8 protein-coding genes and 2 pseudogenes are annotated in these 15,590 nt (G+C 59.9%); 1 reads left to right on the top strand and 9 read right to left on the bottom strand.

Annotated features, from left to right (window positions below; translation table 11 throughout):
- Nucleotides 1-70: 70 nt before the first annotated feature.
- The 3 genes and pseudogenes from D769_RS16940 to istA all read right to left on the bottom strand — a co-directional run.
- Nucleotides 71-388, bottom strand: a pseudogene (locus D769_RS16940) (ATP-binding protein); the annotation flags it as partial.
- A 207-nt stretch (nt 389-595) separates the two neighbouring features.
- A complete protein-coding gene (istB, locus tag D769_RS16935) occupies nt 596-1,381 on the bottom strand; it encodes an IS21-like element helper ATPase IstB (protein ID WP_008647288.1) in 786 nt (261 codons plus the stop codon).
- Complete coding sequence (gene istA, locus D769_RS16930) at nt 1,374-2,900, bottom strand: IS21 family transposase (protein ID WP_008647287.1); 1,527 nt, start codon at nt 2,898-2,900, stop codon at nt 1,374-1,376. The genes istB and istA overlap by 8 nt, the downstream gene beginning before the upstream one ends.
- Before the next feature lie 195 nt (nt 2,901-3,095).
- Between istA and D769_RS16925 the strand changes: the two are divergent.
- Nucleotides 3,096-3,395 (top strand): annotated as a pseudogene (locus D769_RS16925) (ferritin-like domain-containing protein); the annotation flags it as partial.
- A gap of 140 nt (nt 3,396-3,535) precedes the next feature.
- On the opposite strand, the gene D769_RS16920 reads toward D769_RS16925, so the two are convergent.
- From D769_RS16920 to D769_RS16895, 6 genes are all read right to left on the bottom strand, one after another.
- Nucleotides 3,536-5,740 (bottom strand): AAA family ATPase, encoded by a 2,205-nt coding sequence (locus D769_RS16920; RefSeq protein ID WP_008647283.1) that lies wholly within the window; start codon nt 5,738-5,740, stop codon nt 3,536-3,538.
- A gap of 217 nt (nt 5,741-5,957) precedes the next feature.
- Complete coding sequence (locus D769_RS16915) at nt 5,958-8,690, bottom strand: DEAD/DEAH box helicase family protein (protein WP_008647281.1); 2,733 nt, start codon at nt 8,688-8,690, stop codon at nt 5,958-5,960.
- Nucleotides 8,687-10,426 (bottom strand): site-specific DNA-methyltransferase, encoded by a 1,740-nt coding sequence (locus tag D769_RS16910; RefSeq protein WP_008647279.1) that lies wholly within the window; start codon nt 10,424-10,426, stop codon nt 8,687-8,689. The genes D769_RS16915 and D769_RS16910 overlap by 4 nt, the downstream gene beginning before the upstream one ends.
- Before the next feature lie 8 nt (nt 10,427-10,434).
- Nucleotides 10,435-12,234 (bottom strand): AIPR family protein, encoded by a 1,800-nt coding sequence (locus D769_RS16905; protein ID WP_008647275.1) that lies wholly within the window; start codon nt 12,232-12,234, stop codon nt 10,435-10,437.
- A complete protein-coding gene (locus D769_RS16900) occupies nt 12,234-14,579 on the bottom strand; it encodes a S8 family peptidase (protein WP_081596820.1) in 2,346 nt (781 codons plus the stop codon). Before D769_RS16900 ends, D769_RS16905 begins: the two co-directional genes overlap by 1 nt.
- A gap of 17 nt (nt 14,580-14,596) precedes the next feature.
- The gene (locus D769_RS16895) at nt 14,597-15,583 is read right to left on the bottom strand and encodes an ATP-binding protein (RefSeq protein WP_008647270.1); all 987 of its coding nucleotides are present in this window, start codon (nt 15,581-15,583) and stop codon (nt 14,597-14,599) included.
- Between the last annotated feature and the right edge of the window lie 7 nt (nt 15,584-15,590).

Genomic DNA, 15,590 nt, shown 5'->3' with positions numbered 1-15,590 from the left:
TTGATTCATCAGCACAACTGAGCCAGTGATCACGTCGAATACTGAGCCACTGGGTTGATGGATGTTCTGGCTACTCGGTTGTGGATAAGTCTATCGGGTCTGCTGCTTTTCGATCTCCTTTCTGAGCTTTTGCACGTGGCTTGGACGGTGCCGCGCCAGCGGCACTGGAGTGCTTGAATCGCCAGCTCTCATTGCCTGTCTCCACGATGTGGCAGTGGTGCGTGAGGCGGTCGAGCAAGGCGGTTGTCATCTTGGCGTCGCCGAAGACGCTGCTCCATTCCGAGAAGGTGAGGTTGGTGGTGATCACCACGCTCGTTCGCTCGTAGAGCTTGGAGAGCAGGTGGAACAGCATCGCACCGCCCGACTGCGTGAACGGCAGGTAGCCCAGTGTTGGCGCCGATTCAAAATTGAGCCACCGTGCCGATTGAATTTTGAGCCAGGGCTATTGGCCAACCGGTGAAGGCTGGCTGTGGATAAGTGTAGTGCCTTGAGTTGGTTTGGGTCTCCTTGGTGAACGGCCTCGGTGGTCGTCGTTGAGGGCAAGCCGCGCAGGGCGAAGCCCGTAGCGGCTTGCCCTTGAACCGCTCACCTGGACTCAGAACGGCTCAGCCTTCTGGGCCTGTTCGCGTGCCTTGATGCGCTTCTTGGCCACGGCCGTGCTGTGCATGAAGCGGTGGGACTCGTTGCCCGTCTCGACGATGTGGCAATGGTGCGTGAGCCGGTCCAGCAGCGCCGTGGTCATCTTCGCGTCGCCGAACACGCTGGACCATTCCTTGAAGTCCAGGTTGGTGGTGATCATCACGCTGGTCTGCTCGTAGAGCTTGCTCAGCAGGTGGAACAGCAAGGCGCCACCCGCCTGGCTGAAGGGCAGGTAGCCCAGCTCATCGAGGATGACCAGGTCCATGCGCTGCAAGCTCGCTGCGATGCGGCCTGGCTTGCCTTGGGCCTTCTCCTGCTCCAGTGCGTTGACCAAGTCCACCGTGGAGTAAAACCGCACTCTTGAGCTGTGGCGCGTGATGCCTGCCACGCCGATGGCCGTGGCCAGATGCGTCTTGCCCGTGCCGGGGCCACCGACCAGCACCACGTTGTGCGCCTGCTCGGTGAACGCCATGCTGGCCAGTTGTTCGATGAGCTTTCTGTCCACCGGCGAGCATTCGAAGTCGAAGCCCGCCAGGTCGCGGTGCACGGGGAACTTGGCCGTGTGCATTTGGTAGCTCACCGAGCGCATGGCCCTGTCCGTGACTTCCGCTTGCAGCAGGTGCTCCAGCAGCCAGCGCGAGCTCTCCAGTGTGGCTTGGCCGCCTTGCTTGACCAGGTCTTCCCAGGCCCCGGCCATGCCGTACAGGCGAAGCTCTTTGAGCTCCTTGTCCAGCTCACGCATGATCGGCCTCCTGCATGTCGCTGCCAGCGCGCAGGCTGTCGTAGCGCGCCGTGTCGGCCAAGGGTGTCTGGCTCACTTGCAGCGTGGTCTCCACTGTCTGCGGTATCGGCTGCGCTTGCAGGCGCGCCAGCACGTTGATGACGTGCTCGGTGCTCACCCGCCCCGATGGCGGTGCGCTCTCCAGAGCAAGCTCCACGGCCACCAGCACCGCATCCAGCCCTTGCTTGGGCACCTCGGCCAACACCTGCGCCATCACCTTGTCGCCGCCATCATGGTGCAGCAAGGCCTGGCGCATGCGTTGCAGTGGCCCGGGCAGGTCCGCAAACGGCGCGCCGTTGCGCAGCGCGCCCGGCTTGCGCTCGATCAGCGGCACGTAATGCTGCCAGTCGTAGCGGGTCTGGTTGCGATCACTCAGGCGCTCGTGCGTGGCCACCACCGTGTCTCCCGCCACCACCACGATCTGCGCCGGGTACAGACGCGTGCTGACCATGTGGCCTGCCCATTCGCAGGGCACCGAGTAGCGGTTGCGCGCCACCGTCACCAGGCAGGTGCTGCTCACCTTCGCCGGGTTCTCAACATAGCCATCAAAGACCACCGGCATGGGCATCAGGTGGCTTTGCTCCAGCTCCAGCATCTCGGCGATGCTGAACGCTTTGTGCTGGGGGTGGCGCAGCTCCTGCCACAGGGCCCGGCAGCGCTCGCCCAGCCACGCGTTGAGCTCGGCAAAGCTGCCAAAGCGCCGCTGCCCCGCCTCCACCCAGATCCGACGGCGGCTGTCTTGTACCTCCTTCTCCACTCGACCCTTCTCCCAGCCGCTGGCACGGTTGCAAAAGTCAGGGTCGAACAGGTAGTGCGCGCACATGGCCGCAAAGCGCGCGTTGACGACTCGTCCCTTGCCCTTCTTGACCTTGTCCACTGCCGTCTTCATGTTGTCGTAGATGCCACGGCGCGCCACACCGCCCAGAGCCGCGAAGCTGCGTGTGTGCGCATCGAACAGCATCTCGTGGCCCTGGCTGGGGTAGGCCACCAGCCAGAACGCCCCGCTGGCGCACAGCTTCATGTGCGAGACCTGCATGCGGTAGTACACCCCGCCCACCAGCAAGCCGTCTTCGCTCCAGTCGAACTGGAAGGCCTCGCCCAGCTCGAAGGTCAATGGCACAAAGGCTTTGGTGCTCGCCTGTTGGCCTTCACCTTGGCGCCACTTGCGGATGAAGTCCGTTACCCGTGTGTAGCCGCCCTCGTAGCCCGCTGCCTTGATCTGCGCGAACAAGGCCTTGGCCGTGCGCCGCTCCTTCTTGGGCCGCTTGGCATCGGCCTTCAAGGCTTGCATGAGTTCGGCCTCGTACGCCGACAGCTTGGTGGCCTTCGCCGCCTCACGGCGGTACTTGGGCTCGACCGGCTGCGCCTCATCCAGCCACTTGGCCACCGTGTTCCTCGACAGGCCCGTGGCCCTCGATATCTCCCGCTTCGTCTTCTTGTCTCGGCGATGCATCCGCCGAATCTTGCCAATCATGTCCATGGTGATCACCTTCTTCTTCCCACTGCCGCAAAAAGCAGCAGGGTAGGTAAAACACCTGGCTCAGTTTTGGATCGGCATCACCCAAAAAAGTGGCTCAGTTTTCGGTCGGCGTCAACAAATTCATCTTCTATACATCGCCATCCGTGGGGGAATCGGTGCTGGATCCCGTGTAGCCAGATTGAGAAAGTCTAAGCGATGACGAACAACAATGCCTCCGCCCTTCCGACACCTTCTGATCTTGACGAATGCGCGGCGATGACTGTCGCCGACGCTCTGAAGATCATTCTGGCGAACAGCTACGCGATTTACCTGAAGACAAAAAATTTCCACTGGCACGTCTCCGGACCCTACTTCAGGGACTATCACCTGCTTCTTGATGAGCAGGCCGCAGAGATCCTCGCCGTCACCGATGCGATCGCCGAGCGCGCCCGAAAGACGGGCAACACCACCATTCGATCGATCGGCGATATCGCGCGCCACCAGACGATCTTCGACCGCCACATGGGCGGTGCCGCCAGTCCGAAACAGGTCCGACGCATACAGCATCAACAGCCACAGGTTCCGGACTGGAATGCGCCCCACGAATCCGGGCGTGACCCCTGATTCGGTGGAAGTCGGTGGCGCGATGAGACCCATCACCAGCCCTGCAGCAACCGTGCGGTGGCCTGACGTGCCTCCTCAGGGGAGTCAAACCAATACTCTTCCAGCAGGGGGCCGATCTCTGTGTCCACGACTTGCTGGAACCATCGCCGGGTGCTGCCCGCATCCAGCCGATGCACGGGCGTGACATAGCTGTGACCGATTCGGAACTGCTTGCCCAGGCGTGCATCCACTGCAATCTGCTCGTTCAGCTCGGCCATGCGTCGCTCGATGTCTGACGCCAGTGCTTCATCCACACCGCAGGCTGAAACCACCCAGTTCCGCCATGCTGGGCCGAGGCGGGGCTCAAGACCAACAAACGCAAAGCGGCGCCGCAACGCCAGATCAACCAGCGCCAACGACCGATCCGCGATGTTCATGGTGCCGATCACATGAAGGTTCTCGGGGATGTGGACCGGCCGCCGTACGCCGTCAGCATCCGGGTAGCACAGCTCCAACGCCTCGCTGGGGGTGCGCTTGCCTGCCTCCAGCAGCGTCAGCAACTCACCGAACACCTGGGCCGGATTGCCTCGGTTGATCTCCTCGATGACGACCACGAACTTGGCTGCAGGCTCCTTCTTCGCAGCCTTGATCGCCTCCATGAAGACGCCATCGGCAAGCGTCAGCTTGCCTTCACCAGTAGGCCGCCAGCCGCGCACGAAGTCCTCATACGAAAGATTCGGGTGGAACTGGACGGCTCTGACCTTGCTTTCGTCCTTCTGGCCCATCAAGGCGAAGGCCAATCGCTTGGCCAGCCATGTCTTGCCTGTGCCGGGTGGCCCTTGCAGGATCAGATTCTTTTTGGTGCGCAGCCGGTCCAGTAGCTGCTCAAGCTCTGGCTCCGACATGAAGCAGCCGTCACGCGTGATGTCGGCGAGCGAGTAGGGAACGATGGGGGCCTGAGACTGGACGACTTCGGCTGCACGTTCTTCGCCTGCGTCTTCGCGTGGCATGTCCGGCGTGACGTCGTCCTCTTGAGGCGCGGGCGTCGCATCCTTGAACTGCCACGATGCCAGCGACAACTCCGGGAAGCTGTGCACCGGGTAGTCGTCCTCCGCGAACCGCGTCCGCAGGTCGTCGGCAAGTTGCAAATACGTGGCCGCATCACATGGCGCTTGCGGCGCTGGGGTGGTGATCGGAACGCCCAGGCGCTTCTGGATGTAGTGCCGCGACTGGCTGTCCAGCGTCGGAAACTCCCAGGGGGCAGTCCAATACAAGCCAGTGGACAGATTCCACGCCACACCCCAGACATGGGTGGCGCCGTCATAGGCCTCGATGAACTCGTCGCGGGTGCCCGGCCCGTCGTCTTCAACCAGCGCCTGCGCTGCGGCAAAGACGCGCCAAAGCGCATCAATGTCTCCCGCCCCTCGCTTGTCCGCGTAGCGGAAGAACCAGGAGCGCTGGTTATTGAGCACGGGGATGCCTTCGAACGTCGCGGGCACAGGCACGGTGACGCCAAGCAGCTTCGCCAGCTCTGCAGCAATCAGCTTGCGGTTAGCGTCCGTCATGCCCCGGTTGAACGTGCCCATGACTGTGAACGGGCAGATGTCCTGCAGCGGGCCGCTGCTTCCATCTGGGAATTTGTCCTGCAGATAGCCCAGGCCCTGCACACGCTGAGCAATCTGGTGGATGCCTTGAATGAGCGGCACTCGGTCGCTTGCGTACGCCAGCAGCTTTTCTGCGATGGCCTCGTAGAAGTCCGCCCACTGAAACAGGGTGCCGAAGCGGTCCTTCCAGTACGGCGCGTTGCGGAATCGCTCGATGTCTTGGGGCTTGCCATTGAATGCGAACTCGATCAGTGCATCCGCATTCCATTCGCCGGGCACAACGCGCCAGATGGTGGGGCGGTAGGTGTAGAAGTACCACTCGCGCACGCCATCGGCGGGCTGCCACTGCACTTTGACGCGCTCACCGTCCTGTGGGTTCTCGGTGATGACACCGATGGCCTTGATGCCCATGACAGACACCGTCTGCTGACGGTTGTCGAACGGCAGGCCGTGCTTGCGCACATACGCGGCCTTGATGGCAATGCGCTCACCAGGCCGCATGGAGCGAACCAGCGCCTGCTCCTTCTGGCTGGGGCTGCTGATCTCCCAGATGCCTTCTTCGAGGAAGCGGGCGCTCTGGTCATCGGTGTGACCGAAGCTGGCTCCGACGAACCACGTTGTACCGGACGATTGGTTGCTGGTCTGTTCTGTCATTTTTCTCCCTTCGTCATCCCGATGCGTCAAAGCAATGGCTTGGACGATTGCGATGCCGATTCACGGCGCCACCGCATCACGGCCTGTATTGACCGTGTGCTGTCGGCCCCTCACAATCGCATGCAACACGGCCCCTCTCGGTGTCCTCGCTGTCGAGCGAGTGCGCAGCTGAGGGGTTCTTTTTTCGCGGCGCCTGCTCGTAGGTTCTGTATCTCCCTCAAGCCTTTTGCTCGAATCGCAGGAAGGCGGTCAGTCGGTCCGACTCCTTGATTTCATCGTGCGGCACCAGCAGGTAGCGCCACGGCTTGCTGCCTACCGTGGCCGCATGAGCTGATGCGTGCGAGCACCAGCGAACAGCGGCAGCGGCCTTTGACTTCACCTCGTCCGAGCTCAAGTCGTCCCGCTTCTTGGTCTCCACCATGAGGATCATCGAGTCGGTCTCCGCCACGAAGTCGGGGATGTATTCCGGCTGCTCACTGCCCAGCTTGTAGTAAATCTGGAACTGCCCTTTGGCGGGCTTGAACCACTTCAAAGCATCGCGTTCCAGGATGACCGCGAAGCGCCGCTCGGTGTCCGAGTCAAACTTCTGCAGTGGGTAGAGGCAGCGCGAAAAACCGCCGAACAACATCTGTTTGATCTTGCTCAGCTCGGTCACCGTTTCACGGTAGTTGTGTGCCGTCTGCCCGGCCACCGCCGTGTAGTTGCACGGTTTGAGTTCTGTGAAACCTCGGCTGACCTGCACCTCGTAGTCGGTGGCTTGTTCCCAGAAGTGGGCCAGCATCTCGGCCCGGATCAGACGGGCGAGCTCTGCACCATAGGTGTGGAACACTTCATGCAGCTCGTTTTCCGAGTAGTTCTGCGCTTGGTAGTGGGCTACCGCCTGACCGGCCAAGTCGTAGAGCAACTCGGCCTGTGTGAAGTAGTCGATGTCGTCGTAGTCGATCAGCTTCTTGACGATGTAGTCCTCGAAGCGCTGCTCCCTGATGCCCGCTTCACGGCTCATGGTGAACTGATGGTTCGTGCGCAGCTCTTGGCCGACGATCTCCCGTTGCCCCGGCTGAAAGTTGGGCAGTGAACCCAGCTTGAACGGGTGGAAGCCGGTGGTGACCTCCCCGGTAGGCACCACTGCTATTCGCGGAATGTCGATGGTTTGCTGAACCACGATCTCCGTGGTCTTGGACACGACAGCCGACAAATCAAGAGCCGGTGCGGCATCGTCCACTTCAGCCAGCAACTCCCCCTGAGCAGGCTTCAGTCGCTCTGTCACTTCAGCCAGGATGGCCGATTGCACCTCCGGGGTGAGCAGGGCACTGCTCGTCGGCACGAGGTCACGCTTCACCTCGTACTTGCCGATCACATCCATCACCACGCGAGCGGCTTGGCGCTCGCGCTCTGTGGTGAACACGGGCGCAGGCGCGGCCGCCGGTGCCGTCCCCGTGCTGACAGCACTGGTGGCCACGGGCGGGGGCTCCGCAAGACCCAGGCGGGCCATGGCGCCTGAGCTGACCTGCACGCTCACCTTCTTGTCGTCAGCGCTTGGTGCCTCCAGGATCACCTGCTTCAGCCGGATCGGCGAGTCGCCTCGATTCGCCTCGTCGATGATCTCTTGAAACTTGTCGTGGGCCACGATGTTCAAGCGGTCCACCGCAGCAACACCCGTGCGCTTGCCATAGGGCAGGCGCAAGCCGCGACCGATGGATTGCTCGATCAGCGTGCGCGCGTTGGCTGCACGCAGGGGCACGATGGTGTAGAGGTTCGTCACGTCCCAGCCCTCTTTGAGCATGTTGACGTGGATGACGATCTCAGTGGGTTCGTCCACGCTCTCCACAGCCAGGAGCTTGGAGATCATTTCCTCCTCTTCGGCCCCGGTGCGGCTGGAGTCCACCTGAATCACCTTGTCCGCATAGCGCCCTTCATAGAAGGCCGATGACTCAATCAGCGTCTTCAGCTGCGAGGCATGCGTGGTGTCCCGTGCGATCACGAGCATGAAGGGCTTGACCACCTTCACGCCGTTCTCTCGGGCATAGGTCAGCAGCTCGACCTTGGTAGTCTCATGCAGGCGAACGCCATCTTCCAGCTTGATCTTTTCGATCTCTTCGGCCGAGTGCGCCTTGGCGTCGAAATTGCGCTGGGTCACAGCGGCAGGCTCTTTGACGAAGCCGTCTTCCATCGCCCGCGCCAGCGGATAGTCCATCACCACGTTTTTAAAAGGCACAGGGCCACGCGTGGATTCCACAAATGGGGTGGCCGTCACCTCAAGGCCAAACAAGGGCTTCAGTTCGTTGATGGACCGCACGCCGGCACTGGCCCTGTAGCGGTGCGACTCGTCCATCAACAGCACCAGGTCGTCCAGACTGGCCAGGTAGTTGAAGTAGCTGTCTCCCAGCACCTCGCGCATGCGCTTGATGCGTGGCTCCTTGCCGCCACGCACCTCCGAGTTGATCTTGGAGATGTTGAAGATGTTGATGCGCACGTCGTGCGCAAAACCCATCGTCTGGTCCTGAACCACCGCACCGGTCTGGTCGTAGTTGTCGCCCGTGATGATCAAGGGCGGCTGCTGAGCGAACTCGGCGATTCCCTTGAACACGTACTTGGGCGTGTTACGCGTGAAGTCGGCGATCAGCTTGTTGTAGATCGTCAGGTTCGGCGCCAGCACGAAGAAGTTGTTGATGCCATGCGCCAGGTGCAAGTAGGCAATGAACGCGCCCATCAGCCGTGTCTTGCCCACGCCGGTGGCCAGCGAGAAGCACAGCGAGGGGAACTCGCGTTCAAAGTCCTCCAGCGTCGGGAATTCCGCCTTCAGCGTGGCAAGGATGGCCGCCACATCTTGGTCGTGGCCGAGCAGCTCCGGTGCGGCCTCGATGGCGCGCACGAGCTTCGCAAGAGACTCCGCTTGCGGCGGGCGCAGAGACAGTCGGCCGGTGACGGCGTTCTGGACGCGTGCATTCATTCTTCGTTCTCCCCGAACAGACCGCCTTGCCCCGCGTTCGTGGCGGCGGATTTCTTGGTTTTGCGTGTGGCAGCGCCCGCTGTAGACACGGTCTCTTCAACCGGCTCTGTCTTCTCCGCCATCGGAAGGTTGGCGACGTTGAGGCTGTAGTCGTCGTGGCCCCACTCACAGCGGGCCAGCACCATCTTCGGAATCTTCTTCAGCGTCAGGTTCGGCCAGCGCTCGGATGCTTTGGCTGCGGTGACGCCATGGAAGGCTGCGCAGCAGACGAGCAGGCTCTGGTCGCTACCAACTTCATCCGACAGTGCCTGAAGTTGATCTGCGGATAGGTTTTGGGTGGTGACGTAGATGAAGTCCCGCTCGCTGGAATGGCCGTGCTGCCACCACTGCACCTCCGATGGGGCATAGGTGAACCCTTCCAGCTTGGAGAGGGCTTCCGCCAATTGCGCGGCGTTGTACTCGGGGTTGATGACCGGATTGCCCCAGCGGTCGTTGACGATCAAGCTGGGGGCGAGGCGGTAGTAACGGAACCCGCCGCCACCTTCCCACCCTGAGCTTTCGGTAACGCCGCCGCCATCCTCCCCATCAATGACCTTTCGAAGGCGCGGAATGATGTGAGTCTGGCAATGCTCACCCAGTTCGACCATGATCCATCGGCGCCCCATCTTGTGGGCAACGGCGCCAGTTGTTCCAGAACCGGCAAAGGAGTCGAGCACTAAGTCGCCGGGGTCGCTCGCCAGCGAGATGACTTGCGAAATCAGCTTTTCCGGCTTGGGTGTTGGGAAGTCACCGATATCGAGGGCTCGCAATTCTCGAATGCCATCTTGGTTGTGTCCAAACTCTGCGCCATCAGCCCAGAGCGTGGTGGGCATGACACCCTCACCTGCTTCACTCAGATACATCTTGAGCCGTGGGGCGTTCTCTCCACTTGGTCCCCAGTAGACGCGACCATCAGCATCCAACTTCTTGAAGCCACTTGGATTGCGACTCCAGCAACGATTCGGAGGAGGAAGAAACACCTTCCCGCTCGGCGAGGTCACCTCAAAGATGTTCTCAGAAACCCCGGTTTTTGCGTACTGTCTACCGCGTGCTCCACCGACGAGACTAATTGTCATCGTGACGGACTGCCAAGGTCCTCTCGGATCATCGTCGGGATTGCTGTATCGCTCGGTCTGCTTCGCAGATCGACCAAATTGATTCAGCCGAAGCTGCGTGCGATCCTTTGCGTAAACCAGAATGTGCTCATGTGCGGATGAGAAGAACTGTGCGTTGCTTCGTACCGCGTAGGACTTATTCCAGACCACATTGGCGATGAAGTTGTCGCGGCCAAAGATTTCATCTGCGAGCACCTTGCAGTATTGAGCCTCGTTGTCGTCCAGCTGAATCCAGCAACTACCATCTGCCGCCAGCAGATTGCGTAGAAGGACCAAACGCTCACGAATCAGCCCCAACCAGATCGAGTGCTCAAGGCCATCCTCATACTGAGCAAAGGCGGAACCGGTGTTGTAGGGCGGGTCGATGTAGATACACCTGACCCGACCGGTGAACTCATGCTCAAGTGCCTTCAATGCGAGCAGGTTATCCCCGAAGATCAACCGGTTATCGAAGATGTCGTTCCCCGTCACACGATACTTGGCGTGGTATGACTTGCCAGGGTCTTCTAGCAGGATGCGCGGCTCCAGCTTAGGGCGCTTTTCTTTCCCGATCCAAGTAAGTTCTAGTTTTTGCTTGCTCATAGCGGCACTCATAGTTGCGGCGCACGGCTCGACAAGTAGTCAAACAGGCGCTTGCGTGGATAGACGTCCGCAGCAGTCTGAATATTGCGCAACGGGGCTATCGCCGGGTCGGCGGTCAGCGCGAAGTGCGTCTCCATCAGATCCGCCAGGAACGCAGTCACATTGCTCTGGTTGCGGAAGTAGGCCAGTGGCCCCTCAAAGGTCAGGCGCTGTTGCCCCAAGCTGAACGCGTGTTGTCGTAATTGGTCGAGCGTGTCTGCCTGGCTGAGTAGTGCATCTATTTCCGCCACGTCGACAACAGCTGCCGCGCCTATTCGATTGCGCAGGCGCTTCATCATGACCGCTGTGATGACATGAATGCCGTGGCGGTAGATCAAGCGTTCTTGGCTGCGTGCCGGCGCTCGCAGCTCGTAATCAACAACCAAGGCGCGGATGGCGCGGTGGCACAAGACGGCATTGACCAGTGCCGCGCCCGTTAGCGTGTTGGCGAAGAGTGCTTGGTACTCGGCGGAGTCAGGGTTAGCCAGCCTCGCTGGTTCGCTCTTGAGCCACACAGCGTATCGAGGATCGTGTTGCTGTGAGGCCAGGGCTCTCAGCGCCTCATCCAGCGTGATCGCCGTGGGGCCGGTCGCCAGCGCCTCGGGGCGGTAGTGATACTCGAATCTCAGGTGGGCAATTTCCTGCCGCAGCCGCTCTTGTTTTTCGTCGAGCGACGCAAAGTTGGCGGTCTGGACAGGGTTCTGGTGGTTGCGGGCTTTGGTCACCCGCTTGCCGAATGGCCCGTCCGCAGGTGCCTTGATCAGGGTAAGCATCACCTTGGCGTCGTCGATGCTCCTCCCCGGATACTGGCGCACGAATTCGGCGGCCGACGCCACGGTCTGCGCGCCGTTGATGATGGACAGTCCGCGAACCTTGAATTTCTTGGCACCATTCTTGGTAGCCTTCGGCTCAATCAGGTCACAGACGGCAGTGACGCCATTGTTGAGATAGAAAAAGTCGCCCGGAGCGTCGTGTAGGGTGGTCTTGATGGCCTTGTTGACATCGGACTTGCTGCTACCGAGAAAGTACCGGATGTTCCTTTCGTACAGGGCTTTGCCATGTGTCTGATGGAGCGTCACCAAGTCGCCCAAGCGCGCGACGCCGTAATACGTGCTTCGTGGATGTTCGACCTTTTCGTGCTTCTGCAAGGCGATTTCGGCGTGCACCTGTGCATAAGCTTGCTCCGCCAGTAGGTCGCGGGTGATCTCGGTCGCTGTGTAGTACGCCACTTGCTTGACCAACCGCTCTTCGTCCAAGTCTTCGTCGTCGAGCAGCGCTTGCAAAGCATCGCTGGCCGTCTTTGAGATGCCATCGCCTGTGTAAGGCACAACCAACTTAATGTGACTGCATGAGTCGAGTGCACTTTCGATGTCAGCCTGGCGGGCCTGCACATTCGCGTTGAAGGCGGCGAAGTCCTGCTTCAGCAGCAGGCGGATGCCCTCGCAGAACGGCAGAGCATCTTCCTGCTTGAACTGTTCCGACTCCTTCAGCTTCGTCTGCAACAGATACAGCGTTTCGGTTGTTGCGTCGTAGTGGATCGCATCGATGCCCTTGTCGTTGAAGTCATCCACCACGGATGCGGCAGCGGCCTGCGGCGTGATGTCGAGCAGCTTGTGCAGCACGAAGGCGCTGAAAGCCCGAGAAAGCTGCTTGGCCTGTTGCTCTGCCGCAGGCTTGGTGGTGTCCAGCAATGGCGGCAACGAAGGCACGAAACGCTCCGCCAGCGCCTTCTTGAGGATGGTCATGTACTGCGGTTCGAGCGCTGCCATCAGCCACGCCCTCCAACCCGAGCCCGAGCGCGTTCTTGGACACGAGCCTCAAGCGCCGCACGCACTTGGGCATAGAGTTGGGCCTCAGCGTTTTCACGATCGGCGAGTACGGCAGTCAGGGCGTAAGGCTCATTGCCATCTCGGTCGTCTGACCAAGGTGAGTCTTGGCGAGTCACCACTACAAACACCTTGTCCCCATTCGCCAGTGCCTGTTTAAAGGTCCAGCGCGAGACCTGGAGTGTTCCGGCTTTGCGGGTATCGTTGGGGAGCCAGCGCCCGTTGCTGCGCTCGCCCATGCCTTCTACGCGGTTACGCCGGAAGGCTTGCGTAACCTCATCCAAACTGGACGCAGTTACCAGGGTGAACCACAACTTGGCTCGACGATAGTCAAGGCGGGTTGTTCTGACGGCAGGACTGTATGCAAGCGCGATGCTGATCTCGCGAGTGCGACGGCGGCCACTCCAAAAACCGTCTGGTAGAGGCAATTCGAAGAAGTGGTGTTGGTCGTTGCCGATTTCCTCTTCTGCCAGCAAGGTGACGGTCTGATCCAGCGAGCGAAATAGTGCGGTGTCATCCACGCGGCCGTATCCAACCAGGCGCAAGAGCTTGTCGCGCCCTTCCGTGTTGCTGGTGGCGTTGAGCAATTCGACACAAGGCTGCGGCCATTGGGCGTGCGCACCGATTAGCGAACGCAGCAGATTTGGTGTGGCGTCAGGTATCTCTGCCAGCAGCTTCGCAGCCTTGTGAGCGATCTGAGGAGCGGCATAACTGGTGCCAATATCTTCTTTGAAGGCCGGGCCTGCACCAAAGCCCCCGTTCAGCGAGATGACTCCTAAGCCCGAGTGACGCGGTCGGCCACCGGTGCGTGCCAATGCGACATTGCCAGCATGCTCGACTACATCTGGTTTGATTGCACCATTGATCGACAATCCACTACGCGTGAGTGGGAAGGGTTGCCCGGCCCGCGCCAGCGGATGATCTTCAATCGCATTCGGGTAACGCTGCGCATCACGTGTGGCTTCGTTCATGCTCAGGCCGCCGACAGTCAAGGCATTGAGCGCGGTGGCCGGGTCCACCAATCGTGCAATATCACCAAGCAAGTAGTTGGGGTAATCCTCGCGGGCGTTGGCAGGAAGATCGGCAAACAAAAGATTACCTGTCGGCACCACGAATAAGACTCCAAGCTCGCGCGTCAGGCGGTCCAACGTGTAGGCGAGACCCCGCAAATGACGACCGTCGTATATCTTGTTGAGGTCGCCATAGCTGAAATTGAATACCCGACAGCCGTACCCCGCATGCAAGTCGCGAACGGCCTCTTCAACAGCCTTTTCGACAAACTCTGTTTGATCCTGCCCATCGTCCTCGAACACCTTTCCGGAAAACAGACGGAGTTGCGGGACAAATTGGCCTTGCTGCATGCAAGCGTGTATGTCACCATACAAGGCCAATCCGCTCACGAATGTTCCATGCCAGTGAGGTGCCTCGTCGTCTGGGCTGCGATGTGGCGCGAGGTAGCCTTGCGCATCGCCAACTGACGCACCGAGCAAAGCGTGCCCAGGGGTCAACCCCGAGTCGAGAACCGCAATAGCCGGAGCGTCATCGTCAGGTGGATCGATCTGCGGGAATTGGTTGATATCGGTGTGAAGCAGCGCAACAGACACACCTAATCGAGGTGGCAAATCGATAGTGCGCACATCCCTGTGACGGAGGAGTTGCTCAGCCTGCGCCCGATTGCAGCGCACGCGCACCATGACCAGTGAAGGCTGGCTAATGTCATCAAGGCGCTGGATACCCTGATCTCGCGACCAGTCAAGGAACGAACGCAAAAGAGCTTGACGTTTGTCCTGTCGCTCTTGGGGCCAGAGTTCAGCGTCAAGCACAAAGGGCTCAACAGCAGGGAGTCCACCGTCGCGTAAAGCCGGGCCTGTGCGGTCTTGAGGCGTCCAGTGATCGAAGTCCTCAATGACAAACAGCAGTTCCTTACGTGTCACTACGCCATCGCGCACCAGTGTGGCAAGGCGGCTCTCAAACTCACTCAATCCTTGATCGGTAGCAAAAGCAAGTACGATGGCCTCATCTTCCTGGCTGACGATCTCTACGCCAGGAATCGCGTCAAAGGCTGGTACGGCCTTATCCCCCGCGCGCAGCCGAATCTTGAGAAGTTTCCGATCATCGAATCCGCCCACATCTTCTGCTTCGGCTCGTTGCCGCGCTACGCCGAGGCGTTGTGCCAATGTGGCCCCGTGAGCCCTCGGGTCGGTAGGTGGACGAATACCCGGATGACGCCTCGGATGTCGTTCAGTCAGTGGTGCCTCGCGCCCCAGACGCAGGTGTTCATATGCCATGCCTCCCATCTCCGTTCTTAGTTTTTATGGCGATATTCGCGAGCCAGCGCAGTGTCAATGTGGCTCTTTTCCAGGAACTCCCGACCGGACAGAATCATTTCCTTAACAGCCCGGCGCAGTACACGCTCTATGTCGGCGTGAGACATTCCCTTGAATAGAGATGCGATCTGGCCGTCATCGGGCTCGAAGTTCCGGCGAATACCAGATAGCTTCAATGCCAAAAGACGCTTGATCTGTTCCAAATTCGGCATTTCTAGGCGAACGATCTCATCGAAACGCCGCCAGACAGCCTTATCCAGTAATGTTTCGTAGTTGGTTGTCGCGATGAGAATACTCTCCCCACGGTAACCATCCATCATCTGCAATACGGCGTTGACCGACCGCTTTAGCTCGCCATGATCGGCGCTGTCCCCACGATCTTTCGTCAATGCATCAAATTCGTCGAAAAGCGCCACTACTGGTTGCGATGCGATGTAGTCGAATACTTTGCGCAAATTGGCTGCCGTTTCGCCCAAGAACGAGGAAATGACAGAGTCGAGTCGAACCAAGATAAGCGGCAAAGACAAACTGTTCGCGATCACCTCCGCTACCAATGTCTTGCCGCAGCCGGGAGGCCCGCAGAACAAGAGTTTTTGTGCGGGCTGCATCCCGTATGAACGTAATACATCGGCCCGATTGTGCTCCATCAGAATTTCATCAAGCACTGATTGGGCTGAATCCGAGAGGATAATATCCTTCTCCTCTCGAACCACTGGACGCTCTTCGAGCAGCGCCAAGCCATTGTCTTTGTTGGTCGGGAGAGCGCTGACCACGTGTAGCTTCCGAACGGAATTCGGGGCCCTTGCTTGATCGCCATAAAGCAGGCGCTCAAGGTCGTTAGCTAGTAGGTGGTGGTTTTTTTCGCGCTCTTCTTTGATGACTGCTTCGGACGCGGCACGAAAACTCGCAGAGTCGCCTTGCGCTCCTGATTTGATCAACTGGCGGAGCAATTTAGCGTTTGCCATTTTCGCA

It is taken from the genome of Cupriavidus sp. HMR-1 (genome assembly GCF_000319775.1).
Taxonomy (GTDB): Bacteria; Pseudomonadota; Gammaproteobacteria; order Burkholderiales; family Burkholderiaceae; genus Cupriavidus; species Cupriavidus metallidurans.
The sequence above is the reverse complement of the archived record's forward strand: the minus strand, read 5'-3'. Positions and strand labels throughout refer to the sequence as shown.

Excerpts from the sequence above, each read along its gene's own strand:
- D769_RS16915 (WP_008647281.1), bottom strand. The coding sequence starts at position 8,690 with ATGAATGCACGCGTCCAGAACGCCGTCACCGGCCGACTGTCTCTGCGC.
- D769_RS16900 (WP_081596820.1), bottom strand. The coding sequence starts at position 14,579 with ATGGCATATGAACACCTGCGTCTGGGGCGCGAGGCACCACTGACTGAA.
- D769_RS16905 (WP_008647275.1), bottom strand. The coding sequence starts at position 12,234 with ATGGCAGCGCTCGAACCGCAGTACATGACCATCCTCAAGAAGGCGCTG.
- istA (WP_008647287.1), bottom strand. The coding sequence starts at position 2,900 with ATGGACATGATTGGCAAGATTCGGCGGATGCATCGCCGAGACAAGAAG.
- D769_RS16910 (WP_008647279.1), bottom strand. The coding sequence starts at position 10,426 with ATGAGCAAGCAAAAACTAGAACTTACTTGGATCGGGAAAGAAAAGCGC.
- D769_RS16895 (WP_008647270.1), bottom strand. The coding sequence starts at position 15,583 with ATGGCAAACGCTAAATTGCTCCGCCAGTTGATCAAATCAGGAGCGCAA.
- istB (WP_008647288.1), bottom strand. The coding sequence starts at position 1,381 with ATGCGTGAGCTGGACAAGGAGCTCAAAGAGCTTCGCCTGTACGGCATG.
- D769_RS16920 (WP_008647283.1), bottom strand. The coding sequence starts at position 5,740 with ATGACAGAACAGACCAGCAACCAATCGTCCGGTACAACGTGGTTCGTC.